At 60.1% G+C, this 24,508-nt stretch carries 18 protein-coding genes; 12 read left to right on the top strand and 6 right to left on the bottom strand.

Annotation, left to right across the window (positions count from 1 at the left end; genetic code table 11):
• Positions 1 to 63: 63 nt before the first annotated feature.
• A complete protein-coding gene (locus tag RG540_RS24415; RefSeq protein ID WP_041364366.1) occupies positions 64 to 912 on the top strand; it encodes a MipA/OmpV family protein in 849 nt (282 codons plus the stop codon).
• A 248-nt stretch (positions 913 to 1,160) separates the two neighbouring features.
• On the opposite strand, the gene RG540_RS24410 is transcribed toward RG540_RS24415, so the two are convergent.
• From RG540_RS24410 to RG540_RS24400, 3 genes are all read right to left on the bottom strand, one after another.
• Entirely contained in the window at positions 1,161 to 1,883 is a 723-nt protein-coding gene (locus RG540_RS24410) for a response regulator transcription factor (protein WP_040124382.1), read from the bottom strand.
• Positions 1,884 to 2,108: 225 nt separating this feature from the next.
• Complete coding sequence (locus tag RG540_RS24405; protein ID WP_041364364.1) at positions 2,109 to 5,165, bottom strand: efflux RND transporter permease subunit; 3,057 nt, start codon at positions 5,163 to 5,165, stop codon at positions 2,109 to 2,111.
• The gene (locus RG540_RS24400) at positions 5,162 to 6,286 is read right to left on the bottom strand and encodes an efflux RND transporter periplasmic adaptor subunit (RefSeq protein ID WP_041364362.1); all 1,125 of its coding nucleotides are present in this window, start codon (positions 6,284 to 6,286) and stop codon (positions 5,162 to 5,164) included. The genes RG540_RS24405 and RG540_RS24400 overlap by 4 nt, the downstream gene beginning before the upstream one ends.
• Positions 6,287 to 6,741: 455 nt before the next feature.
• On the opposite strand from RG540_RS24400, the gene RG540_RS24395 reads away from it, so the two are divergent.
• From RG540_RS24395 to RG540_RS24380, 4 genes are read left to right on the top strand one after another with little or no spacing between them, the layout of a single operon-like run.
• Positions 6,742 to 7,914, top strand: coding sequence for an acyltransferase family protein (locus tag RG540_RS24395; protein WP_080725061.1), 1,173 nt, complete (start codon positions 6,742 to 6,744; stop codon positions 7,912 to 7,914).
• Positions 7,899 to 9,002, top strand: coding sequence for a glycosyltransferase family 2 protein (locus RG540_RS24390; protein ID WP_041364359.1), 1,104 nt, complete (start codon positions 7,899 to 7,901; stop codon positions 9,000 to 9,002). The genes RG540_RS24395 and RG540_RS24390 overlap by 16 nt, the downstream gene beginning before the upstream one ends.
• Positions 9,002 to 10,000 carry a glycosyltransferase family 2 protein gene (locus tag RG540_RS24385; protein ID WP_065814450.1) on the top strand — a complete coding sequence of 333 codons (999 nt, stop codon included), beginning with the start codon at positions 9,002 to 9,004 and terminating at the stop codon, positions 9,998 to 10,000. The genes RG540_RS24390 and RG540_RS24385 overlap by 1 nt, the downstream gene beginning before the upstream one ends.
• Positions 9,994 to 11,787 (top strand): ABC transporter ATP-binding protein, encoded by a 1,794-nt coding sequence (locus RG540_RS24380; protein ID WP_041364353.1) that lies wholly within the window; start codon positions 9,994 to 9,996, stop codon positions 11,785 to 11,787. The genes RG540_RS24385 and RG540_RS24380 overlap by 7 nt, the downstream gene beginning before the upstream one ends.
• Before the next feature lie 182 nt (positions 11,788 to 11,969).
• Here RG540_RS24380 and denD read toward each other — a convergent pair whose 3' ends face one another.
• On the bottom strand, positions 11,970 to 12,953 hold the full coding sequence (gene denD, locus RG540_RS24375) for a D-erythronate dehydrogenase (RefSeq protein WP_041364351.1): 984 nt from the start codon (positions 12,951 to 12,953) through the stop codon (positions 11,970 to 11,972).
• Positions 12,954 to 13,132: 179 nt separating this feature from the next.
• Between denD and RG540_RS24370 the strand changes: the two genes are divergently transcribed.
• The 5 genes from RG540_RS24370 (at position 13,133) to RG540_RS24350 (ending at position 18,507) form a co-directional block, all read left to right on the top strand.
• The gene (locus RG540_RS24370) at positions 13,133 to 14,578 is read left to right on the top strand and encodes an FAD-binding oxidoreductase (RefSeq protein WP_041364349.1); all 1,446 of its coding nucleotides are present in this window, start codon (positions 13,133 to 13,135) and stop codon (positions 14,576 to 14,578) included.
• 34 nt (positions 14,579 to 14,612) lie between these two features.
• Positions 14,613 to 15,347: a FadR/GntR family transcriptional regulator gene (locus RG540_RS24365; protein WP_041364345.1), complete on the top strand. Its 735-nt coding sequence runs from the start codon at positions 14,613 to 14,615 to the stop codon at positions 15,345 to 15,347.
• A 312-nt stretch (positions 15,348 to 15,659) separates the two neighbouring features.
• A complete protein-coding gene (locus RG540_RS24360) occupies positions 15,660 to 16,193 on the top strand; it encodes a TRAP transporter small permease (RefSeq protein WP_041364343.1) in 534 nt (177 codons plus the stop codon).
• The gene (locus RG540_RS24355) at positions 16,193 to 17,470 is read left to right on the top strand and encodes a TRAP transporter large permease (RefSeq protein WP_041364341.1); all 1,278 of its coding nucleotides are present in this window, start codon (positions 16,193 to 16,195) and stop codon (positions 17,468 to 17,470) included. The genes RG540_RS24360 and RG540_RS24355 overlap by 1 nt, the downstream gene beginning before the upstream one ends.
• Positions 17,471 to 17,502: 32 nt before the next feature.
• A complete protein-coding gene (locus tag RG540_RS24350; protein WP_041364338.1) occupies positions 17,503 to 18,507 on the top strand; it encodes a TRAP transporter substrate-binding protein in 1,005 nt (334 codons plus the stop codon).
• A 74-nt stretch (positions 18,508 to 18,581) separates the two neighbouring features.
• On the opposite strand, the gene RG540_RS24345 is transcribed toward RG540_RS24350, so the two are convergent.
• Complete coding sequence (locus RG540_RS24345) at positions 18,582 to 19,496, bottom strand: DMT family transporter (RefSeq protein WP_244446753.1); 915 nt, start codon at positions 19,494 to 19,496, stop codon at positions 18,582 to 18,584.
• A gap of 11 nt (positions 19,497 to 19,507) precedes the next feature.
• A complete protein-coding gene (locus RG540_RS24340) occupies positions 19,508 to 20,710 on the bottom strand; it encodes a mandelate racemase/muconate lactonizing enzyme family protein (RefSeq protein ID WP_041364335.1) in 1,203 nt (400 codons plus the stop codon).
• A gap of 349 nt (positions 20,711 to 21,059) precedes the next feature.
• On the opposite strand from RG540_RS24340, the gene RG540_RS24335 reads away from it, so the two are divergent.
• Together RG540_RS24335 and RG540_RS24330 are read left to right on the top strand one after the other, a co-directional pair.
• On the top strand, positions 21,060 to 22,892 hold the full coding sequence (locus tag RG540_RS24335; RefSeq protein WP_041364333.1) for an ABC transporter ATP-binding protein: 1,833 nt from the start codon (positions 21,060 to 21,062) through the stop codon (positions 22,890 to 22,892).
• A 37-nt stretch (positions 22,893 to 22,929) separates the two neighbouring features.
• The gene (locus RG540_RS24330) at positions 22,930 to 24,465 is read left to right on the top strand and encodes an ABC transporter substrate-binding protein (protein WP_041364330.1); all 1,536 of its coding nucleotides are present in this window, start codon (positions 22,930 to 22,932) and stop codon (positions 24,463 to 24,465) included.
• Positions 24,466 to 24,508: the final 43 nt, after the last annotated feature.

The following is a 24,508-nucleotide window of genomic DNA, read 5'->3' as shown; positions in this document are numbered from 1 at the left end:
ATGAAACACAAGCCATCGCAGGCTCCTCTGTTGGGGGGACTGATAACCTGTTCTGGAGCCCTTATGCTACATCTTAAAAAAGCCAAGCGGCGTCTTTCGCCCCTCGCCTTATGCGCTGCATTCAGCGTTGCGGGATTTTCCCCAAACGCCTATGGCGCCGACCAGACCACCACGGAGCAGGCGCCGGAGCCTCCTTTCGACAAGCAGCGTTTCGACAAACGCCAACCGGAGCGCAATTGGAGCTTGATCCTTGGCGCAGGCGCTTCTTACGAGCCTAAATATGAAGGGAGCGACGAATTTAAAGTCAGCCCCATTCCCTTCGTGGTGTTCACCTACGGCAAATGGTTGGAAATCGATCCGGGCGGGATCAGCGTCACTGTCCTGGATCAAGGCGGATTTTCCATTTCCGCTGCGGTTGGCTACGAATCAGGGCGGGATGAGGGTGACGGTGATCGCCTCCGCGGCCTCGGCGACATCGACTTCGCCGCAACAGTCGGCGCAAAAGTCGGCTATGATTGGGGTCCGGTCAAAATCTATGCGAGCGTCGACCAGACCATCAATGGCAGTGAAAGCCTGATCGGAAAGTTTGGGGTAGAGTACTCGGCCCCGGTCACGGAGCGTCTCATTCTGGGCGCACGCGCCGAAGCCACCGTGGCCAATGACAAACATATGCAGGCTTATTTTGGCGTCGATGCCGCCCAGTCGGCACGTTCAGGCCTGCCGGAATATAAAGCGGAAGCAGGCTTGAAGCGTGTCGACTTTTCTGCCTCTGCCACATACGCGCTGAGCGATCATTGGTTGGTGCGTGGTGAAGCAGGCATCGGAGTGCTCACCGGAGATGCCGCGGATAGCCCGATCGTCGAGAAGAAGATCCAGCCTTCCGTTTCTGCTTTTGTCGGCTACAAGTTCTAAAGCCGGCGAGCGAAAATAAATGGCGTGTCGCCTGCACGGATCGCTCCGATCCAGCAGGCGACACGCGTTACCGGCGCAATATTTTTGACTGCGAGATGCAATGCTATGACTGGGAGCGGGCGTCCAAGCGCCGGCTCCCAGTCATAGCACCGGCTTGCACCAAACGATCTTGCTCGGTTATTTGTGCTGGCCCTGCAACCGCGGCCGCATGGCAGTTGCGGCGCCGGAGAAGGATTGGGGCCTCTATTTCAGACTTCCTCCACCGACGCGGTGAACGTATATCCTCCCAGCCTGACCGTCTGCAGGAGCGTTGGCTCGCGAGGATCAGCCTCGATCTTTTGACGGAGACGGCTGATATGCACATCAATACTGCGCTCGATCGGCCCAGCCAGCCCGGAATGGGTGAACAAGAGCAGCTCCTCGCGGGTGATGACCCTGCCCGGATTTCTGCAAAACGCCAACAAAAGATCGAATTCCGTTGTTGTCAAAGCGATGCGAGCGTTGCCGGGGTCGTGAAGCCGGCGCCGCATTGGGTCAATCACCCATCCGTCAAAACGCAGCTTCCTTTGAGCAGAGCTACTTGTCAGGCCGTAAGAGGCGCGACGCAGGAGACTGCGAATCCGAGCGACCACTTCTCTTGGGCTGAAGGGTTTTGTAATGTAGTCATCGGCGCCGACTTCCAGTCCCACGATCCGGTCGACTTCCTCTCCGAGTGCCGTCAGCAGGATTATCGGGATCGTTCTTTCCGAACGGATGCGTTTGCAAATGCTTAGGCCATCTTCGCCCGGCAGCATGACATCGAGGATGATCAGATCATAGGAGTTGCTGCGAAGCAGGGACTGCATCACGTTTCCGTCCTCGGCCACGGTCGGCAGCATCCCGCTTTCCTGAATTGTCGACGCCAGAAGATTGCCGATTTCGAAATCGTCTTCCACGATCAATATCTTCGCGGATGCTGAATTGGGCTGCATAGGTCTTTTCCTGTTTGAGGACCCGACAATGGGCCGGCTGTTGGTCCTCGAATATTTCGCTTTATTAAGTTTTGTTACGGTCACTACACGCAGTGTACAGGATACCGAACGCACCCTGCTATGGCGATAAGCGCTGCAGCCGCTCTGCAACATACTGCAGGGCCGGCCAGGTGGTTGGCCGGCCCTCCATTGGTCGTGCAAGCGTCCTTGCGGCGCCTGCAACCTTCAGATCTCGGCCGACTGGAGGAAGGGCTTGAAGATCCGAGCGGTACGATCGCCAAAGTCGGAAACGATCAGATGGAGCGACGGGATGACGATCAACGATAGAACCGTAGACACGAGCAGACCGCCAATCACCGCGATCGCCATCGGCGCCCTGAATTCGCCTCCGTCCCCTACCCCGAGCGCGGAGGGGGCCATTCCCCCGATCATAGCGAACGTGGTCATGATGATGGGGCGAACTCGCTCCGAGCAGGCTTCAACGATCGCATCGACCCGAGACAGCCCATGGGCTTCGCGTTCAATGGCGAAGTCCAGGAGCATGATGGCGTTTTTCGTCACGATCCCCATCAGCATCAGGATACCGATGACGACGGGAAGCGAGACGGCGTTGCCGCTCAGCATGAGGCCGGCTGCAACGCCGCCGATCGACAGGGGAAGGGAAGCCAGAATGGTCCAGGGCGCCAGCACGCTTCCGAAGAGGAGGATAAGAACGACAAGCACAAGCATGACGCCCGATCCCATCGCCACCGCAAAGCTTGAGAACACCTCGCCTTCGGTATCGGAATCCCCGGTCGCCTGAATGCGCACGCCCGCCGGCAGGCTCTTGACGCTGTCGAGCTGTGCCAGCCTGTCGAGACCCTGGCCCGACGTCATGCCGTCAGCCATGTCCGCTGAGATTTCGATGCGACGCTGGCGATCAAATCGCTCGATGGTGGCGACCCTCTCATCGAAGCTGACGTCGGCGACGGAAGACAACGGAACCGACGTCCCCCTCGTCGTCGGTACCGACAGCATTTCAAGGGTTGGCAAATCGTCGCGAGCATGCGTCTGGAGCAGCACCCGGATTGGGATCTGTCGGCCGCCGTCGATGAAGTTGGGCAGTCGGCTGTCGACGTCGCCCACCGTCGATACGCGGATCGTGCGCGCAAGCTCCGCCGGAGATACACCGATCGTTGAGGCCTTGTCCGCGTCAATTTTCACCCGCAGTTCTGGTCGCGTTGCCGCGTTGTCAGCGGTCGGGTTGACGAAATTTCTGTCAGCGGCGAGCTCCTGCAGTATGTTATCTGCGGCCTGCTGAGCGAGAGCGCCATCCGCGGACAGGACAGCGAAAGATACGTCCCGCCCTCCGCGCGTATTGAGAAAGCGCAGCCTGACGTCCGAAATGGAGGAAAGCGCCTTTTCAAGATCGGCTTGTATCGAGAACGATGAACGGTCGCGCTCGGATTTATGGAGCAGATCGATCAGGACGGCCGCATATCGTACGTCTTCCTGTCCGGCCGTACTCGACCCCGCCCTGACGAATACGCCTTCCACCGCGGGATCCCGCCGGATCAGGGCGGCTATTTCGTCCGTCGCTGCTCTTGTTTCGTGCAAAGCCGCTCCAGGCGGCAGCTCCACCGAGAGGGTCAGCCGCCCCGTGTCCTCTTCCGGCAAAAAGGCGGTCGGCAAGGAGGTCAGCGCGTATAAAGCCAGTGCGAAAGCCGCGAATGCGGATCCGACCGTCATCCATCGCCACCGCAGACTGACCTTCAGCAGTCCCTCATAGGCCGACACCAGGCGCCCTCTCCGAATGTCCGACGGAGGAGCGTTCGTCATGATGTATGCAGCCATGATTGGGGTGATCAGTCGGGCCACCAGAAGTGAAAAGAACACCGCTATCGCAACGGTCAGCCCGAATTCTCGAAAGTACAGCCCGACCACTCCGCTCATGAAGCCCACGGGTATGAAGACAGCCATGATCGTTGCGGATATGGCTATGACAGCAAGCCCTATTTCGTCAGAGGCGTCCAACGCAGCCCGGTAGGCGGATTTGCCCATGTCGCGGTGACGCACCACGTTTTCAATTTCAACGATCGCATCGTCCACGAGAATTCCTGTTACCAGGGTGATCGCAAGCAAACTGAGGATATTGAGGGAAAAGCCCAGGAGATCGATGGCAAAAAAAGTCGGGATGATCGAAAGCGGAAGCGCGATTGCCGCCACGACCGTGGCCCGCCAGTCGCGCAGGAATAGAAATACGACGACGATTGACAATGCCGCGCCCTCATAGAGGGTATGCATGGCCGAGTTGTAGTTGCCCGCCGTGTAGGACATATTGTCGTCGACCAGCTTGAAACGGGTCGACGGCTGTTCGAGATGTAGCTTCTCCAGTGCGACGGCCACTTCCTCCGCAACAGCTAACTCGCTCGAACCCTTTGAGCGATATACCGCGAAACCTACGACGTCCTCCTGATCCAAAGTGGCAAAGGCGCGGGCCTCCGTGATCGTATCTTGGACGTTTCCGACATCTTCCAGTTTCACACTGGCGTCGTCCGACAGGAGGATGCGAGAACCACCAAGTTCTGCAATCGTCTGCGCCGCCGCAGCGGTCGTCAGCGTCCGTTCTCGGCCATTCAGGTTGCTGCGGCCCCCGGAACGATCCAACTGGCTTGCGATGAGGCTTTCGTTAACGGCATTCGCCGTCAAGGAGAGCGCCTGCAATCGCGAAGGATCGAGTTCGACACGGATTTCCCTGTCAGCACCTCCGACACGATCAATGCGGCCAACGCCCTTCAGACCCTGCAAATGCCGGGCGACAACATCATCGACGAACCACGAAAGCTCAGCAACGGTCATGTCCTGGCTTGTCACGGCATAGGTCACCACCGCCTGTGCTTCCTCTTCGGCCCGTTCGATGACAGGCTCATCTATTCCCTCGGGAAGGTCGCTGCGGATTTTGGCAACCGCGTCGCGGACGTCACCCATGGCGCGGTCTGGCGAAATCACGCCCAACTCGAATTCGACAGCAGTAACGGAACGGCCTTGAGTGACGGTCGACTTGATCTCTTCTACGCCTGCAAGAGACGCTACTGCGTCCTCAACAAGACGAGTGACTTCAGTCTCCAACTCGCTCGGCGCGCCGCCGGGTTGGTCGACAGTCACATTCACCGCCGGCTCGTCGATGGTCGGGAAGTAAGTAACGGGCAGCCGTGAAAAGCTGTAAAGACCCGCGGTGACAAGGAGTAGGAATAGGAGGATCGAGGGAAGCGGATTACGAATTGCCCAGGCCGATATGTTCATTGAAGTCGAGCTCCGAGCGGATTTTGGGTAGATGTGGATGCGTCGGCACGCGTTGCCGGTGTCGCGGCCAATACGGGCCTCACCCGCTCGTGTGCCTTCAGGAAGGCACCTGATTTCAGGACTACCTCCTCTCCCTCCCGGATGCCGTCGACGATTTCCACGAAGCCGCCTTGCTGCGATCCGATGTGGACCGGGCGGATATCCACGAGCCCGTCTGAAACGACGTAGACGTTGTGGCCAGCCGCCGTGCTTTTGACGGCTGTTCCCGGGAGGAGAACATTCTGCCGGTCTTCGACACTGATGCTACCCCGCGCAAAAACGCCTGGGACAAGCCCGGCCTTGTCTGCAAGTTCGATCCGCACCGTCCCGCTTCTTGTCTTGGGATCGAGTTGCGCGGCATTCAACCGGACGGTTCCTGCGATGGCTCGGTCGCGTCCTGGCAAGGTAATTTCGGCGCTCATGCCTTCGCGCAGCCGAACGAAGCTTGTCTCCGTCACCTGCGCCACAAACTCGATATCATCATCGTCAGCGATGACAAAAAGAGGTCCGGCGGAACTCGATGTCATCGCACCGACACGCGCTTTCCGGCTCAAGATCCGACCCGAGCTGGGGGCCCGCTGGGTGCTCCTTTGAACAGTCAGTTCGATTTCCCGCCGTTCGCTGGCGATCAGCTGTTGATCTGCGTTGGCGAGCTCCAACGATTGGCGCGCCAGTCGCAACTCCGCGACGGCTCGGGCGTGAGCGTTCAAGTCTTCCTCGAGGACATTGTCGGCGATCGCACCTTTTGGCTGTAGCGAGCGGCTACGTTCCAGCTTCTTGCGCGCCTCGGCTTCGGTGACCGTTGCCACGTCTATCTTGCTGCTCTCAACCGCCACGGCAGCATGCGCGCGAAGGAGGCTCACCGCATTCTTGTCCAGCAACATCAGCGCTTCGGTCGTGTCCAGGACCGCGAGCGCCTGGCCGCGCTCAACATGTTGCCCGGCCTCTACCAGAATCTGCCTCACCTCCTTGCCGAGGACGGCGGGATAGACCTCGATCTCTTCCCGCGCCGCGAGCGAACCAACCACCTCGATCCTTTCCGTCAGCGCGCCTCGCTTGGCGACGATCGTCGTTACCGGCATTTGGGCGTCTGCGGACGCCACTGTCGAAAACGCACATGCGAGCATCGCTGCTTTACCGAAAAGCGCGCAGCAGCGTCGAAGCGTGGATGATACGGTCGATAACGCGATCATTGAGTGGACCTTTTAACTGGGCCGGCGAGCGCCCTGGCTTGTTTGGTCACACGATAGCGATGGGGAGGAGTCGCACTGTGTAGTCGCATTAAGAAATGTTACGGCACGCTCGTGCCTCGGATCCTCAAGAGGCGCGGCCCGCTAAACTCTGCGTCTGGAAGTAGGACTAAAGGCCGGCTTGTTGCGGGGCTAAAGTCTGAATCGCGGTGGCGGCCACAGTTTGGTCGGATTTTGCCTGAACTTTTCGGGCTGCAAAAGTAGGTTTTCGGGGTTCCAAACGAAGCACGGCGGCAAAATACAAGCGAAGCGGGAGTTATCACAAGTTCTGCTCAACTGGGGGCTCCATGCTTCATGCACGCGACCGACAATTGGATGGCCTTAGAACTCTTGCCATCTCAATGGTTCTATATGCGCATTTTTTCGCGGCCGATGGGTCGCATTGGGGCCATATCGGCGTACGCCTGTTCTTTGTTCTCAGCGGTTTCCTGATAACCCGGCTTTTGCTGGAAGCGCGTTCTACCACCCAGTATAAACCAGGCACCGCGATAGGGTCGTTCTATATTCGCCGGGCGCTGCGCATATTTCCGCCGTACTTTGCAGTGCTGAGCTTCGTCTGGCTGGTCAACCTCGAGCAGGCGCGCGGTAGCATCAAATGGCATGCCCTTTATCTCTCGAATTTCTGGTATGCCCTTCGCGATGAATGGACGCCCTGGGTACTTTGTCACACCTGGAGCCTGAGCATAGAAGAGCAGTTCTATGTCGCGTGGCCGCTCGTCATCCTGCTCGCCCCGCGTCGCTGGCTTGAGCCGATCTGCATGGCTCTCATCGCGTGCTCGCTCGCCTATCGGTTCTATTGGCCGTTCACGGGGACGCCTTCGCTCGCGCGGGATCTTCTTCCTCCAGCATCGATGGACGCCCTGGTGGCCGGCGCGCTCCTTGCGCTCCATCGAGCGCGATCTCAGACATTGCCGCAGTGGATGCGGCTAAGCTCGGCACCCTTGCTTGTTGCAACAGCCATTTTGATGTGGCTGAAACCGCTTCCACTGTCACCGACGCTCGCCTGGGTGAATTGGATCGGCTTGGAGGTTCTTCCTCTTGTTCCGCTCACGGCCCTGGTCGGATACTCTTCGTCGGGCCTGCGGGGAACTCCCGGCCGTCTATTGGAATCGCCCCCGATGACCGCTGTCGGACGTGTCAGCTACGGGGTTTACCTGTTCCATCCGATCGTCCTGTCCTTCGTCGTAAGCGCACAACCCTGGATTCCGTTCAACGTCTCGGAACAGGGTTTCGGACGCCTCATCTTAGGAACCACGGGAACGTTGGCATTGGCGGCGATCTCGTGGCTGGCGTTCGAAAAACCACTCAACCAGCTCAAGCGCTATTTCCCATACGTCCCCCAAAGAAGGCTTCAACCGACGTATGACGCGCCGTCTGCCACAGCTCTTTCGAAGGCTGGGCAAGTACAGGAACTTCAAATTGCCACGCCATTGCGAGTCGAACGATGTCCTCCCCGCTGATCTCCGTCGTATTGCCCGTCTACAACGGCGAACCTTATCTCGCTGCCGCGGTCGAGAGCATTCTACGCCAGGACTACAGGCGCCTTGAGATCGTCGCCGTCGACGACGGCTCGAACGATCTCTCGCTGGATATTCTGCGCCGATATCAGAAGCTTGACGATCGCCTTCGCATCGTCTCACGGGAGAACCGCGGGCTGATCGCGACCTTGAACGAAGGCATTGCCCTGGCTAGAGGTGACCTGATCGCCCGAATGGACGCGGACGATATCTCCTATCCAACCCGCTTTTCCCGTCAGGTCGCGCTCTTTGGGCAGCAGCCCCAGCTTGCGATCTGCGGAACGGAAGTCGATCGGCTTCTCGGCAGCCGCGTCGTGCGCAGCACGCCAAATCCCATTTATCAGTCAGGGGATTGGCACATACTGTCGCTGTTCTTCACGATCTTCCTGCATTCGACGGTGATGTACAATCGCAAGATCATTCCGGAAGATATGCTGGTTTATGACGCAAGCTATGTCCATGCGGAGGACTTCGATCTCTTCAGGCGCATTACACGCGCGTTTCCGGCGGCGATGATCGATGAGAGCCTGATCGCCTATCGTATCCACAGCGACAGCGTTACCAACAAGCACAGGCGGCAAATGCGCCGAACCCATCTGAAGATCGTCGCCGAGAACCTCGAATGGCAGGCTCTTAACGACGATCCCGGCGCTCTTCTTGATATCGCCGCGGCCGTTACGCCGGAAACGGTACGCCGAGCTGCTGATTGCGTGCTCGCGATCGAAGGAAAGGTCGCCGAGCAAGTTGGTGCGAGCGCTCGCAGCTACGCAGAAGGCGCCTTGTGCTTCTTCTATTTCCTCTACCAATTCATTGCCGATGAGCAACGTCCGGAGTTGACCCACGCATTTCTTATGCGAACGGGAAAATGGGACGTCATCCGACGGCGGGAGCGTTACGGCCTCCGAGCCGCCGTCGCTGCGCCCTGGTTGAGCCGCATGTCGGAAGAGGCGATCCGGAGGCTCGATGGGGTGGCAAGGTACTATCAATCGGTGCCGGCCAAGACGGTGTTGCCGCTTCGAGGGCTCGCCTGATGTCCAGGGAGCATCCCCCCTTGTCCCCCGATGGGGGTCACCCCATCGATGCAAGCTTTATCGTCTGCACCCGCAACAGGGCAGCCGCGCTCGAGGCATGTATCAGCTCGATCGAAGCCGCCTGCGAAGCCTGTTCCTTAAACTGCGAGCTGGTGGTGGTCGACAATGGATCCACCGACGATACAGCCACGCGTTTATCCCGTATCGCGGCGAAATCCGCTGTTCCCGTCAGATGGATGGTGGAACTGCGGCCTGGCCTTGCTGCCGCGCGCAATACGGGAATGGAGCGGGCGCGAGGCAGGCTTCTGATCTTTATCGATGATGACTGCGTCATCGAGAGCACGTACCTCCAGGATCTGAGCCGACATTATTCGGCCGGTGAGCGATGTATTGTCCGGGGTGGCCGCGTCGATCTCGGCAGCCCGCACGATCTGCCTTTCACAATCAAGCGGTCGCGATTCCGAGCCCGTTTCACGCCGGATGTTCATCCGGGCGGGTTCGTGCTTGGCTGCAACATGACCATGCATCGAGAAGCGGCAGCCCGCATCGGGCGCTTTGACGAACGGTTCGGGGCCGGCGGCCCGCTGCGGTCCGCCGAAGACACGGATTACCTCGTCCGTGCCTATCAGCTCGGCATTCCAATCGAATATGTCCCCGACATGACGGTCCAGCATTTTCACGGGCGAAACACACGCGATGCAATCGAACAACTTCACCGGGATTACAGCTTTGGAAACGGCGGCCTTTGCTTCAAGCATGCGTTCAAGGCTCCCTGGCTGCTTCGTCATTTCTGCTGGACGACCCGATCGGCCTGGCGGGAACTGTTCGGCGGCTACCGTTTCGATCCGGAGATTTCCCTGTCCCATCTGACGATCGTGGCCATGAACCTGGTCGGAGCAGCCAAGTTTGCCTTGCTTGCCATTCGGTGGCCCAAACAGGCGGATCCTGGCACGACCAGCCGTCTGCCCCGCCCGCAACGGGAATCGCCGCCATGCTAGATGTCCTCACATCGAGTTCTCACCTCCTGCGCAACGCTCTGGGGAAAAACACCGGCCTGTTGGCTATCGTCGTCATCCTGGGACTGAGCAGCGCCGTTCTCGAAGGCACCGGCATTGGTCTTGTCATCCCCATGCTCAGCATTATTGCCGGTGAAAATGATGCTTCGGGAATGGCCGGCCTTTCCGCCGTTTTTCAGCGGGTGGGAACCGGGCTGGACGACCAGACCCGGCTGATCGTCATCGCGGCGGCCATTCTCGGATTGATCACCGTGAAGAACGTGCTGGCTTTTGCCAACGCGGTGCTTACCAATTTCATATATGGCAAGGCCGGCCATTCGATCCGGAACCGTCTCGCCGACCAGCTTTTGACGATTGGCTACCCGTTCTTCCTGCAGCAAAGCCCGGGGCGACTGCTGAACATTATCTCCAACGAATCCTGGCGGGCCTCGGATGCGGTCCAGACCATCCTTACAGCGATCGTGAATGCATCAGCGGCCGTTATCCTGCTCGCATTTTTGCTGCTTCTTTCGTGGCAGATGTCGCTGTGTGTCACACTTGGGCTTATCCTGATCCAAGCCATCCATGCTTTGCTGTCGGCAGGCCTGAAAGGCCCGAGCCGCAACGTCACGTCGTTCAACAGTGAACTTGCCGCGAGGATGCTTCACCTCGTTCACGCCGGGCGCCTCATCCGCGCATTCGGGCAGGAACGGCGTGAAGGAACGATCTTCGACGGGGCTTCGAATGCCGTGCGAAAGGCGGGTTTCGTTCTTAACAGCCGCCAGGCAGCTCTCCCCCCGCTAACCGAAGTGCTGCATTCCGCCCTCTTTCTGGGTGTGGTTGTCGGCGCATGGCGGATTGGGGTCGGTTTCCCGGTCATCGTGGCTTTTGTCGTCCTGCTTTATAGGCTGCAACCGCATGTCCGCGCGCTGCAGATGGCCTGGAGCCAGATTCAGGGATGGAGTGGCGCGTTGGAAGAGGTTGAATGGCTGCTGGATTCCTCTGACAAACCAGCGGCTCCCCAGGGTAGCCACCCGATCCAGGGGCTCCGCCGGCAGATCAAGTTCGACCAGGTGACATTCAGGTATCCGGGTTCCAGCACACGGCCCGTGGTCCTGCATTCGGTAAGCTTCGACATTCGCCAGGGCCGCTCGACGGCAATTATCGGACGGTCGGGCGCCGGCAAGAGCACGATCGTCAATCTCCTATGCCGGTTTGTGGAGCCTGATCGGGGGAATATTCTTGTCGACGGCATTCCACTCGACCAAATCGATCCCGCCGAGTGGCGCCGACAGATTGCGCTTGCCAGCCAGGATCTTGAACTGGTGGATGGCACCATTTTCGAGAACATCGTCTACGGCCACGAAGCCTCCCTTCCCGCGGCGGAAAGCGCGGCCAGACTTGCCGAGGCGCATGAATTTATCGAGAAGCTGCCTGACGGATATGAAACCGTCGTCGGCTACCGGGGAGCAAGCCTGTCGGCCGGTCAACGACAGCGGATCGCCCTGGCAAGAGCTCTGGTCCGCGATCCGGAAATCCTGATCCTCGACGAGGCCACGAATGCCATGGACGGCTTGTCCGAGGCATCGATCGTGGAGACGTTGAAATTAAGAGCCGGGCGCCGCACGACGATCGTTGTCAGCCATCATCACAGCACCATTTCCTTCTGCGACGAGGTTGTCATTCTCGGTGCCGGCCGCGTCCGCAATCAGACGCTCTTTGCCGAAGTTGCAACCTTGAGTATGGAACAGCTTTACGAACATAAGATGCCGCATGGCAGCCAATCGTGAAGATCGTTCAAAACCCGCAAAGTTTCTGCGTTCTCACAATCCACTGCCAAGCGACGTTGCCCTGATGATCCGACGATCTAGGCGTGTCGGCAGCGGCCTCGCTCTGAGGCATTCGGACATCTGAGCGAAGGCCACCGTTCGTTTCGGAGGGCAAACCCTTTAGGCGCCGCGCGGATTTCTCATCACACGCAGCCTCCGAGCTCATCCTCGATATGGACCCGGATGATCTCGTCGAAATTTTTCTCCGCAGTAAAGCCGAGGGCGGTGGCGCGTTTTGCCTCGAAACCGGGCGCCCAGCCCGCAACCATTCTCATGATCATCTCGTCCGGTACCCGACGAATGAGGTTTACCGCTCTTTCGCCCCCCACCCGGCGGAGCGCATCGATCTGCTCGCCGACGGTCGCACTGACGCCCGGCATGGAAAGATTGCGGTGCGGGCCGACACGATCGAGATCCATATTCGCGGCATGGACGAGGTATCCGACGGCCGAGCGAGGCGATGTATGCCAGTGGCGCACGTCATCCGACACGGGCAGGATCGCCTCCTGCCCGATCAACGGCTCCCGCAGGATGTTTGAGAAGAAGCCGGATGCGGCCTTGTTGGGTTTGCCGGGCCTGATGCACACGGTCGGCAGCCGGATGCCGATGCCCTCGAAGAAACCGCGGCGGGTGTAGTCCGAAAGAAGCAGCTCTGAAATGGCCTTCTGGGTGCCATAGCTGGTGAGCGGCGTCAGGTGGAAATCATCGGGAATGGGGAACGGAAGCGGGGCACCCGCAACAGCGATGGACGACGTGAAGACGACCCGCGGCCTGTAACCGTCCTCGCCGTTTGCGAGGCGGATCGCATCGAACAGGTAGCGGGTGCCATCCAGATTGACCCGGTAGCCCTTTTCGAAATCGAGCTCCGCCTCCGCCGAGACGATCGCGGCAAGGTGGAAGATCACGTCGGGGCGGGACCCGATGAGTTTTTCGGCCTCGCCCGGCATCGAGAGGTCGGCGTCGCTTGTCACCACGGACCCGGAAAACCCCTCCGGATGATCAGGCTTCACGACGTCGACGAGGGTCAGCTTGTCGATCGGCTTGTCGAGAACGCCACCCTCCGCAATAAGACGCGCCGTCAGTTTGCGGCCCACCATCCCGGCCGCGCCTATGATCAGAATATGCATGCTTCCTCCCGTCTCGACCGAGGCGACGACTGCCCGGATACGCTAATATTTATATTGTACGGTTGTCTGATAACCTTATATGCTTCGGTTGAAAACAGGATAGTTGTGCGCCGGGAGAAGGCGCCGGGCAAATCAAACTATCCAGCCAAGGGACGGATCTTCCGAAGGAACCACCAAGAATGACGAGCCTGCACACTGACCCGTCCGGAGAGCATCGCCTCCTCCTGCGATCGATGCTTGGCGAAGACCTTGTCTTGACGGATGCGGATGCGATGGCGCGATATTGTCGCGACTGGCACGGGGACGTCACCAGTTCGGCGGTTGCCGTCCTCAGGCCGCGGTCGACGGAAGACGTTGCTGCTTGCGTCGAAGCCTGCCGTGAGCTCGGCCTCGCCGTTGTTCCGCAGGGCGGCAATACCGGCCTTGTGCTGGGCGGCATTCCCGACATGCCGGAGCGGCAGGTCGTTCTCAGCCTCGAACGCATGAACCGCATCCGCAAGATCGACGCCGACGACTTTTCCGCCGTCGTCGAGGCGGGCTGCATCCTGTGGGAGCTGAAGGAGGCGATCGCAGCGGAGGGGATGTTCTTTCCGCTGGCCCTCGGTGCGCAGGGAAGCTGCCGGATCGGCGGCAATATCTCGACCAATGCCGGCGGCATCAACGTGCTTCGATATGGAATGACACGCGAACTGGTGCTGGGCCTGGAGGTCGTCCTGCCGGACGGCACGATTTTCGACGGGCTTTCAACGCTCCGGAAGGACAATCGCGGCATAGATCTGAAGCAGCTCTTCATCGGCGCCGAGGGAACGCTCGGTGTCGTCACCGCCGCATCGATCAAGCTGACGCCCAATCCGGATCAGGTTGCGACCGCCCTTGTCGGTCTCGCCTCCCTGGAGGATGCGATCACCCTCTATCGCCGTGCCCGGCGCGACTGCAGCGACCTGATGTCCGCCTTCGAATTCATGCCGCCACTCGCCTTCACGCTCGCCCGGGAGGCCATCCCGGATTTGCCGATCCCAATGGCCGCCGATTATCCCTGCTATGTCCTCATGGAAGTATCCGGCTCTGGGCTCGTCGATATCGACAACCTGATGCAGCGGTTCCTCGAAGGGGTCATGGAAGATGGCATCGTCCTCGATGGCGCAATTGCCTCGTCACAGGCGCAGGCGAGAAACCTGTGGCTTATTCGTGAAGGAATGAACGAGGGCCAGGCGAAACGTGGTGTTCATATGCGCAGCGACGTTTCGGTTCCGCTCTCCAAGGTACCCTCCTTTGTCGCCGAGGCCGAAAAGGCGATCCACGAGGCGCTGCCCGATTGCATTTGCGTCTCCTACGGTCACGTCGGCGATGGAAATGTTCATCTCAACGTTCTGCCGTCCGTGGAACTGCCCCATCAGCAGCGGCTCGAAAGGATCTATCAGTCGAAAACGATCCTGAACCAGGTGCTTGACCGTTTCCACGGCAGCCTCAGCGCCGAGCATGGCATCGGTCGGCTCAAGCGGGCGGATTTCGATGCACGCCTTCCGGAAACCAAGCGCCGACTGCTGAACGCTATCAAGAATGCCATCGATCCCGACATGGTGATGAACCCGGGCTGCCAGTTGAATTTTACCGGGAAGTCGTAGAAGAGCGTCACAAGGGAGAACCGGCGCCGTGGTAATGGACTTCAGCCAGATCAGACGAAACGAACACCTGCCCGCCCGGATCGCGTCGCAGATCGGACGCGAGATCAGCGACGGTCGGATAACGGCTGGCGAAAAACTGCCGACGGAACATATTCTGGCAAAGACCTTTGGCGTCAGCCGATCTGTCGTGCGCGAGGCGATCGCGCAGCTTCGCAATGAGGGCCTGGTCGAGACCCGGCAGGGTGTCGGAGCGTTCGCCACCGATATCGAGCACCGCCATTCGATTCGCATCGAACAAGGCAATCTCGCCCACCGAGCCAGTTTTCAAAGCCTGTTTCAGCTGAGGCTGCCATTGGAGATCGAAGCTGCCGGTCTCGCCGCGGTCAATCATACCGACGAAGACCTTGTGAGGCTCGACGAAGCGCTCGAGCAGATGACGGGTGGAGAGAAGTGGACCGAAAAAGGCATTCTCGCCGACCTCGCCTTTCATCGCCAGATCGCGGCTTCCACGCATAACGAATACTTCCTGCTATTCATCGGTTTCATCGCGGAGCGAATTCACCTGGCCATCAATACGGCTCGGGAGGCAGCCGTATTGACGGAAATCGTCGAGGTGACGATCGCGGAACACGTCGCGATCCGCGACGCCCTCGCCAGCCGCGATCCGGTCCGTGCCCGGGAAGCGATGCGCCATCATCTCCACGGCGCGGCAAGCCGCCTCGACCTTCAATTGGAGGTTTATTGGGGTGTCGGCCGGGGCTCAAGTTAGATCGATCCAGCGATTTCCTGAAACAGGCCAAGGGCCGCTGGACAGCGGGTAAAACTGTCTTTAGAGATACCGCAGGTGGAGGGTTGTCAGACATCCTGACAATTGAGGGAGCGCTGGAGAGGTCTTTGCGATGGAGGAGAGGCTGATCGCATATCAAATAGGAAACCGCATCGTGACGTCCAGCCTGCCGCTTGAGCCGCTGGTCGATGAAGCGGATCATCGGGGCAAATGCCCAGAGCAGAATTTGAGGTTGTCGACGGTGACGAAGACGCTCGCCCGGCGCGGGCGTTTGTAGGAATTCGGGAGGGGAACATGCAAAAGGCAATCGATCTATTTTTTAAGGCATTGGAAGTCCTATTGATCCTGCTGCTTTCAGCAATGGCGATCATGGTGTTTGCCAATGTGGTTCTTCGCTACGCCTTCAATTCCGGCATGTCCGTCTCCGAGGAATTGTCCCGCTACTTCTTCGTCTGGCTGAGCTTCGTCGGCGCAGTCGTCGCCTTTCGCGAACATGGTCACCTCGGCGTCGAAAGCGTCGTGGCGCTTTTCGGCCGCAAGGGCCGGCTCGTCTGCATGATCCTGTCTAACCTCATCATCCTCGCTTGCTCGATGATCTTTTTCTGGGGGACTTGGCAGCAGTTCGAGATCAACGCCAGCATGAGCGCGCCGGTGACCGGCATTTCGATGATCTGGGTCTACGGCATCGGCCTGTTTACCGGCGCCGGCTTGTCGCTGATCGCGCTGGAGCGGCTGTTCCGCTATGTCACCGGCCGCGCGACGGAGGAGGAGATCAGCATCTTTGCCGGTGAAAACCTGACGATCGAGCAGATGGCGGAGCGTACCTGATGACACTTATCGTATTCATCGTATCGCTTCTCGGCGCCATGGCGATTGGCGTGCCCGTCGCGTTCTCACTGATGTTCTGCGGCGTCGTGCTCATGTGGTACATGGACATGTTCAACACCCAGATCATCGCCCAGAACATGATCGCCGGTGTCGACACCTTTACCCTGCTTGCCATTCCATTCTTCATCCTGGCCGGCGAACTGATGAACTCCGGCGGCCTGTCGCGCCGGATCATCGATTTCGCGATTGCCTGTGTCGGCCATATCCGCGGCGGCCTCGGCATCGTCGCGATCATGGCGGCAATCATCATGGCGAGCATCTCGGGCTCGGCCGCGGCCGATACCGCCGCGCTTGCCGCCATCCTCATCCCGATGATGGCCAAGGCTGGCTATAACGTCCCACGTTCTGGCGGCCTGATCGCCGCAGGCGGCATCATTGCGCCGGTCATCCCGCCGTCCATGGCCTTCATCGTCTTCGGCGTCGCCGGCAACGTCTCGATCACCCAACTTTTCCTTGCCGGCATTTTCCCCGGCATCCTGATGGGCCTGTCACTGATCATCGCCTGGCTCATCGTCGTGCGCCGGGACAAGGTCCAGCCGCTACCGAAAGCGCCGATGAGCGAGCGGCTGCGCGTGACCGGCAGGGCCGCCTGGGCGCTCGGCATGCCGGTGATCATTCTTGGCGGCATCAAGGCCGGCATCATGACGCCGACCGAAGCGGCCGTCGTTGCCGCCGCCTATGCGCTCTTCGTCGGCATGGTCATCTATCGGGAGCTCAAACCGAGCGAACTGCCGCACGTCATCCTGCAGGCCGCCAAGACCACATCGATCATCATGTTCCTGGTGGCTTCGGCACTGGTGTCCTCGTGGCTGATCACCGCCGCCAATATTCCGGCCGAGATCGTCGGTTATATCGAGCCGCTGATCGACCGTCCGATGCTGCTGATGTTCGCCATCATGATCCTGGTGCTGGTCGTCGGCACGGCGCTCGATCTGACACCAACCATCCTGATTCTGACCCCGGTGCTGATGCCGATCGTCAAGCAGGCGGGAATCGACCCAGTCTATTTCGGCGTGCTTTTCATCATGAACAACTCGATCGGCCTCATCACCCCGCCGGTCGGCGTCGTGTTAAACGTGGTCAGCGGCGTAGCGCGCATTCCGCTTGGCAAGGTGACGGCCGGGGTCTGGCCGTTCCTGATTGCCGAGACGATTGTGCTGTTCCTGCTGGTCCTGTTTCCAGACCTCGTGCTCGTGCCTGCACGCTGGCTCCATTAAACCTGTCTCAAGCTCATCCATGGGAGGATAATATGAGAAAACTGCTACTGGCGACCACCGCCCTTGCCTTCGCATGCGCGTCGGCCGTACCGGCCTTCGCCGAATTCAAGGCGCGCAACATCCGCGTCTCGAACGGCATCAATGCCGACCATCCGGTTGGAAACGGCATCAATGCGATGCAGAAATGCCTGGACGAGAAGTCTGGCGGCAAGATGAAGTTGACTGCCTTCTGGGGCGGCGCACTCGGCGGCGACCTGCAGGCCACCCAGGCGCTACGTTCCGGCGTGCAGGAAGCCGTGGTGACGTCGTCGTCGCCGCTGGTCGGCATCGTCCCCGCCCTCGGTGTTTTCGATCTGCCCTTCCTCTTCGGCAACGCCCAGGAAGCCTACAAGGTCCTCGACGGCAAGTTCGGCGACATGATGAACCAGAAGCTCGACGCTGCCGGTCTCGTCAACCTCGCCTATTGGGAAAACGGCTTCCGTAACCTGTCGAACTCGGTTCGCCCCGTTACCAAGTGGGAAGACTTCTCGGGGATGAAGGTTCGCGTCATGCAGAACAACATCTTCCTCGACACCTTCCAGAACCTCGGCGCCAACGCGACCCCGATGGCTTTCGGGGAAGTCTTCTCGGCTCTCGAAACCAAGGCGATCGACGCGCAGGAAAATCCCTACGTGACGATCGACACCTCGAAATTCTTCGAAGTGCAGAAATATGTCACGGAGACGAACCACGCCTACACCCCATTCCTCTTCCTGTTCTCCAAGGCGATCTTCAACACCTATGCGCCGGACGAGCAGGCAGCCTTGCGCGCCTGCGCAGTCGTCGGACGCGACGTGGAGCGCCAGGTGATCGGCGATTTGAACAAGAAGTCGCTCGAGAAGATCAAGGCGGCCGGCCTGCAGGTCAACACGTTGTCGCCGGAAGAGCAGCAGCGCATCCGCGAAAAGTCCGCGGTCGTCTATGAGAAGCACAAGGCTGAAATCGGCGCCGAGGTGGTCGACGGCATTGTCGCCGAGCTCAAGGAAGTCCGCAAGTAACGGAACGGGCCCCATTCCGGATGTAGCCCGTCTGAGGAATGAAACCCGCGGTGCCCAAAGCGCCGCGGGTTATTTCATTCCGGAACAGCCGGAAGGACGCTCTGGCGCTTCTTGAGCATCTGTTCGCGGATGAAAATGAAGAGGCCGGACGCGACGATCAGGGCTGCCCCGACCATCATGCCGAGCCGCGGCATATCGCCGAAAAACATCCAGCCGAAGATCACCGCCCAGAGCAGCAGCGTATATTGAAGCGGCGCGACGGTCGCCGCATCGGAGATCTTGAGGGCGCGGTTGACCAGCATATGCGCCGCCATGGCGACGATGCCGAGCAGTCCGAGCAGAAGAAGGTCGCGGCTCGATGCGATCGGCGACCAGTCCATCGGCGCGAAGGCAAGGCCGGCGATACCGGCGCCCACGACCTGGAAAAACACCAGCGCACTATCCGGCGTGCCGCGCAGGAAACGTCCGGAAATCAGCATGAAGGCAAACGCAGCGCTGCCGACGATCGAGATAACCGCCGGCATGCTGAACATGGCGCTCGAAGGCTCGAGCGTGATGATGACGCCGACGAAACCGACGGCAATCGCCGTCCAGCGCCGCCAGCCGACCTTCTCGCCAAGCAGGAAGGGCGAACACGCGGCAACGTAGATCGGCGCGGCCAGCCAATAGGTCATGACGTCGGCGAGCGGCAGGTACATGACCGCATAATAGAAGCAGAACACTTCAGCCGTCGAAAACGCCACGCGGAAGAACTGCATGCCGGGCCGTTCGACGGTCAGCAGATTGCCGAAACCCGCCTTCCAGACCATCGGCACCAGAATGATCAGCGCAGCAAGGCTGCGGATCAGGACGACCTGACCGAGCCCATAATTCGCGACGAGCCATTTGCCCATGGCGTCGTTCAAGGCAAACATCAGCATGCCGAGAAGCATCAGCATCGGGCCGGTCATGCTCGCGGTCCTGAGCACGGTCGCCGAGGATATCGTCATTCATTAGCACCTTAGAGAATGGAGGCGTCGGACGTCCGTCGGCTGACGGTGAAGGCGCGATCGAGCTCGGGGTTGAGCTCCAGCCCAAGACCCGGGCCTGGCGGCACTGTGATCATGCCGTTTCTTACCTCCGGCAGCGCCGTCACCAGATCCCGATACCATGTCCTGTAGAACGCCCGCACGCTTTCCTGCACCAGTGCATTCGGTGCGTTGAGAGACAGATGGGTCGATGCGCAGAGCACGACCGGGCCGGTGCAGTCATGCGGCGCGACCGGCAGATGCCAGGCTTCCGCCATGGACGCGATCTTGCGGGCTTCCGAAAGGCCGCCGCACCAGGAAATGTCGAGCATGACGATACCGGCGACGCCGGTTTCCAGATAGTCGCGAAAACCCCAGCGGGTCGCGAGCGTCTCCGAAGCCGAGATCGGCGCCGGCGATACGTCCGCATAACGCTTGAGGCTCGACAGGCTATCCATCTTGATCGGATCTTCATGCCAGAAGGTCTGGTACGGGGTCAGCGCCTTGGCAATCTGCATGGCCGGCAGGAGTTGCCACATGGAGTGGAACTCCACCATGATATCCATCCGATCGCCGACGGCCTTGCGGATCTTCTCGAAAGGCTGAAGCGCAAGTTTCAGGTCCGGCATCGAGATATACTGGCCCTTCGTCCTCTCCGCAGCCGCGTCGAACGGCCAGATCTTCATCGCCGTGATGCCCTCTTCGAGCAGCGACAAGGCCAGTTCGTCGGCACGATGCAGAAAACCGTTGAGGTCGTCGTAAGCGGCGCCACCGGTCAGACCGTAGTTGGCGGTGGCCTGGCCGGTTGCCTTCTTGATATATTCCGTGCCGGCGCAGGTATTGTAGGTGCGGATTTCCCGGCGGCTGAAGCCTCCCAGCAGCTGGGCGATCGGCTGGTTGGCGACCTTGCCAAAAATGTCCCAGAGGGCGATATCGAACGCCGAATTGCCCCGCACCTCCGCGCCTGAGGAACGAAACCCGATATAACCGACCAGCTCCTGCGCCAGAAGGTCGATCTGCAGCGGATCACGGCCGATCACCCGCGGTGCGACATATTCGTGGATGTAGCTCTCCACGGTCTCGGCGCCGAAAAAGGTCTCGCCGAGGCCGATAATACCCTCGTCGGTGTGGACAAGGACCCACAACAGGTTCGCACGCTCCGCGACGCGCACAGTTTCAAGCTTGGTGATTTTCATGTTTCCTCCCTTTGCGAATTCAACCACAGGCCACGGTCTTTGGTAAGGCGGGATGTCGTATTTTCCCGCTCCTTGAATACCGCCACCTAGACCAGCCAAAATCAGCCTATTGCGCCGTTGACAAAATGTCGACAAAGTGATGACATATTCTTATCAAAGCAAGGGTGAGGCAGGTGACGGAAAAACCGAAAGAAATTCGGGGCCGCCATACGTGGGAGAACAGGCAGATGACGGTGAGCGTGGCTGCCAACAGCTGCCGTGCCGAACGTCATGAGCATCTTATGGATCCCGCTGTCGACGCACTCATTCGGGCGGCCTGCGCCGCCATTATCCGGTAGGAGTTCCCCGAGTGACGCCAACCGCCCCCACCCCGCTTCTGGCCGTGGATGACCTTTCGGTCGAGTTCGGCGCCTCCCGCGTCATCGAGAACCTGAGCTTTTCCGTTTCGGCCGGCCAGACTGTCGCGATCGTCGGCGAATCCGGTTCGGGCAAGTCGGTGACCTCGCTCTCGATCATGCGGCTTGCCGATATGCTCGGCGCCAATTACCCGACCGGACGCATCCTGTTCCAGACATCAGGCGGCGAGATCGATCTCCTGAAACTCGACCAGAAGAAGATGCGCAGCATTCGCGGCAAGGAGATCTCGATGATCTTCCAGGAGCCGATGACCTCGCTCAACCCGGTCTTCACGATCGGCGACCAGGTGGCCGAAATCCTGAAACTGCATGAAGGCAAGTCGAACAGCGCAGCACTTGCCGAGGCGAAACGGCTTCTCGACATGGTCCGCCTGCCGGATGCGGCGGAACTGCTGACCCGTTATCCGCACCAGCTTTCCGGCGGCATGCGTCAGCGCGTGATGATCGCCATGGCACTTGCCTGCCGGCCAAGGCTGCTGATCGCCGACGAGCCGACCACAGCGCTCGACGTGACGATCCAGGCGCAGATCCTCAATATCCTGCGCGACCTGCAGAAGGAACTCGGTGCCGCCGTCATCTTCATCACCCATGACATGGGCGTCGTCGCCGAGATGGCCGACGACGTGGTGGTGATGTGGAAGGGCAAGGCGGTGGAAAAGGGCAAGGCGCTCGACATTTTCGAGAAGCCCACCAATGCCTATACCCGCACACTTCTGGCAGCCGTGCCGAAGCTCGGCAGCATGACCGGCGAGGAATTCCCCAAGCGCCTGCCGTTGACCGTGCTCGAAAACGGTGAACCGACGCTTTCGGGCATCGAACGCATCCAGGATACCGCCCGCTACGATGCCGATCCGCTGCTGTCGGTGCGCGATCTCGTGGTCCGCTTCGACATCAAGAAGGGCCTGCTCGGCAAGGTCACCCACCGCGTCCACGCGGTGGAAAAAGTCTCGTTCGACATCCATCCGGGCGAGACGTTGGCGCTGGTCGGCGAATCCGGATCGGGCAAGTCGACGATCGGCCGCACCATCCAGCAGCTTCAGAAGGCAACAGCCGGCAATATTACCTTTTCGGGCAAGCCGCTCTCGGCAATGACCATGGCGGAACGGCACAACCTGCGCCGGGACGTACAATATATCTTCCAAGATCCGTTCGCCTCGCTCGATCCGCGCAAGACGGTCAGGTTCTCGATCGCCGAGCCGATCCGCACCCACGGCCTTCTCGACAGCGAGAAGGAGATCGCAAAAACCGTCGATGCGCTGCTCGAACGGGTCGGCCTCACCTCCGCGCATGCCCGCCGTTATCCGCACGAGTTCTCCGGCGGCCAACGCCAGCGCGTCTGCATCGCCCGGGCGCTCGCCTCCAAGCCGAAGCTGATCATCGCCGACGAGGCGCTTTCGGCGCTCGACGTCTCGATCCAGGCGCAGATCATCAACCTGTTCATGGACCTGCAGGAAGAGCGCGGCCTGGCCTATCTCTTCATCAGCCACGACATGGCGGTGGTCGAGAAGATGAGCCACCGGGTGGCGGTGCTCTATCTTGGCCAGATCATGGAATTCGGCAATCGCCGCCAGATCTTCGAAACGCCGACGCATGACTATACGCGGCGGCTTCTTTCGGCGGTGCCGGTCGCCGATCCGCGCCGGCGCAAGCCGCTGGCGATGATCGAGGGCGACATTCCGAGCCCGATCCGGGCTGTTGGGAACGAACCGGTGCTTCTCGCCCGGGAGGAAATCGCGCCAGGCCATTACGTGGCGCGCGGTGCATGACGATTTGACATTCGGTTTTTCAACAGGAGCAAAAACGATGATAAAAATACAGAGGGGTTTGCGGACGGCATTTGTGGCGATGGCGCTCGCAGGCGTCGCATTCGCGCCGGTCTCGGCTCTCGCCGCCGGCAAGCTGACGGTGTCTTCGCCGCAGGATCCGGGCAGCTGGGATCCGATCGACACGTTCCTGGTCAACTGGGCCTCGGTCGCGACCAACATCTTCGACGGCCTTACCTATCGCGGTCCTGACCTGAAGCTCGTCCCGGGCCTCGCGACCTCCTGGGAAGTGCTCGACAACGGCATGCGCATCCGCTTCAAGCTGCGTGAAGGCGTGAAATTCCACAACGGCGAAGCCTTCGATGCCGAAGCGGTGAAATTCACCTTCGACCGCCTGCTCGGAGCCGAAGGCGCCAAGGGGCCGCAGCAATCCAACTACAATTCGATCGGCAGCGTCGACGTTATCGATGCCACCACGATCGACATGAAGCTGAAGGTGGCCGATCCGGTTATCCTGACGAAGCTCGCCGGTTACGGCGCGATGATCGTGCCGCCGAAATACATCGCCGAAAAGGGCGATGCCTATTTCAACGCCCATCCAGTCGGCACCGGTGCCTTCAAGTTCGTCTCCTACGAGCCGAAGGTGAACATCGTGCTTTCCGCCAACCCGGACTATTTCGGCGGCGCGCCGAAAATTTCGGATCTGGAATACAAGTTCATTTCCGAGCCGGCGACAGCGGTTGCCGAACTGCAGGCCGGCCGTGTCGATCTCGTCATCCCGCCGACCATTCCGATCGGCATGATCCCGACCATCCAGGGCAATGCCAAGCTCGCCGTGGTCACCTCGCCGGGCCCGACGGTCTACGCCCTGCGCTTCAACACCCGCGACGGCATCACCAAGGATCCGAAGGTGCGCCAGGCGCTGATCATGGGCGTCGATCGCGACGCGATCATCAAGTCGATCCTCGGCGGCCAGGCGCAGCCGATCGCAAGCTTCCAGGGACCGCTGTCCTTCGGCTTCGACAAGGCCATGAAGCCGCTGCCCTACGATCCGGTCAAGGCACAGGCGCTCCTCAAGGAAGCCGGCGTCGCGCCGGGCGCATCCCTGCAGATCGACCTTCGCGGCAACGAGGCGACCTTCATCGAAGTCGCCCAGGCGATCTCCGCCTACCTGCAGACGATCGGCATCACCGCAACGATCAAGCCCTATGAGACCAACGTTCTCTTGAACGACATCATCCCCGGCGGCAAGACCGGCGCGATGTTCCAGCAGTCCTGGGGCGGCTGGACGCTCGACTACGACAACACCGCCGTCGCCATGTACCACACCGGCGAAAAGTGGAACCCTTACGACAGCGACCCGAAGATGGACGACCTGCTTGCCAAGCAGCGCACCATCACCAATGTCGCCGAGCGTGAGAAGGTTCTGCAGGAAATCGCCCACTACGCCGCCGACCGGGCGCTGGAAATGCCGCTCTACAACTTGAACGCCATCTTCGGCATCAACAAGCGCGTGAAGAACTTTACCCCGGTGCCGGACAGCCGTCTGAAGTTCACCGACGTCACCGTCGACTAAGACTTCGCGAGCCGCCGCCTTCCAATCGGAGGCGGCGGCTCGA

It is taken from the genome of Neorhizobium galegae bv. orientalis str. HAMBI 540 (assembly GCF_000731315.1).
GTDB lineage: Bacteria > Pseudomonadota > Alphaproteobacteria > Rhizobiales > Rhizobiaceae > Neorhizobium > Neorhizobium galegae.
Note: the sequence above shows the minus strand (reverse complement) of the source record. Positions and strands in the feature narration are given on the sequence as shown.